This window comes from Aeromonas sp. s6 (assembly GCF_040907815.1).
GTDB classification, from domain to species: domain Bacteria; phylum Pseudomonadota; class Gammaproteobacteria; order Enterobacterales; family Aeromonadaceae; genus Aeromonas; species Aeromonas caviae.
In genome coordinates this window covers 1-2,124 of record NZ_JBFOCN010000080.1, presented here as the reverse complement: position 1 = coordinate 2,124, position 2,124 = coordinate 1, and the positions used below count along the sequence as shown (strand labels likewise).

General features: G+C 48.7%; 3 protein-coding genes and 1 pseudogene. 1 reads left to right on the top strand and 3 read right to left on the bottom strand.

The features are described from left to right. A partial coding sequence (locus AB5Y50_RS12380) for an IS4-like element IS50R family transposase (RefSeq protein WP_368162397.1) occupies window positions 1-941 on the bottom strand: 941 nt, incomplete at its 3' end. A 76-nt stretch (window positions 942-1,017) separates the two neighbouring features. Here AB5Y50_RS12380 and AB5Y50_RS12375 point away from each other — a divergent pair. Next, the gene (locus tag AB5Y50_RS12375; protein ID WP_368162922.1) at window positions 1,018-1,260 is read left to right on the top strand and encodes an OST-HTH/LOTUS domain-containing protein; all 243 of its coding nucleotides are present in this window, start codon (window positions 1,018-1,020) and stop codon (window positions 1,258-1,260) included. Window positions 1,261-1,421: 161 nt separating this feature from the next. Here the strand turns inward: AB5Y50_RS12375 and AB5Y50_RS12370 are convergent, their stop codons facing one another. After that, window positions 1,422-1,829 (bottom strand): hypothetical protein, encoded by a 408-nt coding sequence (locus tag AB5Y50_RS12370; RefSeq protein WP_125117235.1) that lies wholly within the window; start codon window positions 1,827-1,829, stop codon window positions 1,422-1,424. A gap of 142 nt (window positions 1,830-1,971) precedes the next feature. Beyond that, a pseudogene (locus AB5Y50_RS12365) lies at window positions 1,972-2,124 on the bottom strand (IS481 family transposase); the annotation flags it as partial.

Below are 2,124 nucleotides of genomic sequence, written 5' to 3'. Positions count from 1 at the left end.
CGCAAGGCTTGGGCTAGCGACTCGACCGGTTCGCTGGTCAGCAACAACCATTTCAACGGGGTCTCACCCTTGGGCGGGTTAATCTCCTCGGCCAGCACCGCGTTGAGCGTGATATTCCCCTGTTTTAGCGTGATGCGCCCACTGCGCAGGCTCAAGCTCGCCTTGCGGGCTGGTCGATTTTTACGTTTACCGCGTTTATCCACCACGCCCTTTTGCGGAATACTGATCTGATAGCCACCCAACTCCGGTTGGTTCTTCAGATGGTCGTACAGATACAACCCAGACTCTACGTCCTTGCGTGGGTGCTTGGAGCGCACCACGAAGCGCTCGTTATGCGCCAGTTTGTCCTGCAGATAAGCATGGATATCGGCTTCGCGGTCACAGACCGCAATCACGTTGCTCATCATGCTGCCCATGCGTAACCGGCTAGTTGCGGCCGCAGCCAGCCATTTGCCACTCTCCTTTTCATCCGCATCGGCAGGGTCATCCGGGCGCATCCACCACTCCTGATGCAGTAATCCTACGGTGCGGAATGTGGTGGCCTCGAGCAAGAGCACGGAGTGAACCCACCATCCGCGGGATTTATCCTGAATAGAGCCCAGCTTCCCAAGCTCTTCGGCGACCTGGTGGCGATAACTCAAAGAGGTGGTGTCCTCAATGGCCAGCAGTTCGGGAAACTTCTGAGCCAACTTGACCGTTTGCATCGCGCCAGCCTTTCTGATCGCCTCGGCAGAAACGTTGGGATTGCGGATAAATCGGTAAGCGCCTTCCTGCATGGCTTCACTGCCCTCGGATGAGATGGTTATTGATTTTCCAGAATATTTTGCCAATTGAGCGGCGACGTTAACCAGACGGGTGGTACGGCGAGGATCACCCAGCGCCGCCGAAGAGAAAACAGATTTGGCCCAGTCAGCCGTACGATGAAGAGCAGAAGTTATCATGATCGTTACTATGTTGGGAGTCACATAGAAGATCAGATCCTGGAAAACGGGAAAGGTTCCGTTCAGGACGCTACTTGTGTATAAGAGTCAGGATGATGGCTGGGCCATGCTTGGCGAGATTGGCAACCACATTTCAAACCATGCTTCATTTGATCAACGAAACTACGGATTTAGAAAACTGAGCGATCTATTCCAGTCCATCGATCTCTTCGAGATGAAAAAGACAAATGGTTCAGTTATTTGGGTTAGAGACAAAAGAAAAGCAAAACAACTGAATAAGTCCACGACGCCCTTACAATCCGCAGCAAGTAAAAACTAATCATAAGTCTCTATGGTCGAAGAACGAAACGAGCTCTGACACGCAAAATATACTCCCTAATAAATGCAGCCAATAAGTTGGCATCTTCGTTAGGGAGTTATCTGAAGTGATAAAATAAACCATCACCTCGCTAAAAGATACATTATTTGTCATTAAAAGCTTTAACGTGATTGAACCAACCCTAAAAACAATCTAACGCTAGGATAAGATATAATAGCTCCGAACACAGCGATACCAACCCCCAGCTCCCGACAATAACCAATCGACAGCATATAGTTTGAAAATATCCACAGGAGACCACTCGCTTTCCCACTAAATGTCATTATTTCACATGAATCAGCCAAAACAATATTGGTACCGATAAGCACAAAACCGGCGCCGGCAGAAAAGACCAGCAACGCATGACCAATGACAAAGAGCTGGGCCCGCTTATCGCCATCAGAAAAATAAATGCCAAACCAGAATAAAACCAGAGATAACGGGAACAGGTTAAATGCAATCCAATCAATCACTCTGGTAGAGGATGAACTATCAAAAATGACTGCATTGCCGGTAACAACAAGCAACATGATAAACAGCAGAAAAAACCACCTCATTGTTTCACCCAAGCACCAAGAACGACGATATGATTGTTATATCCTCATCTGCTGAACTTGCGAAGCTGTACAGATCTAGTTATCACCTGACACCGGCCTCAAACCGGTGTCTTGTTTACGCTACTTTAGTGCGCACTTCCTTCGGTATCAATTTCAGACCCTTTTTGAACATGCTGTAGGGGGTTTGACCCTCCATCATCCTGCCCTGATGTGGCCGCTGGGTGTTGTAGTGATCCAGATAGCTGTCCAGGTCTGTCTGCATCTGCTC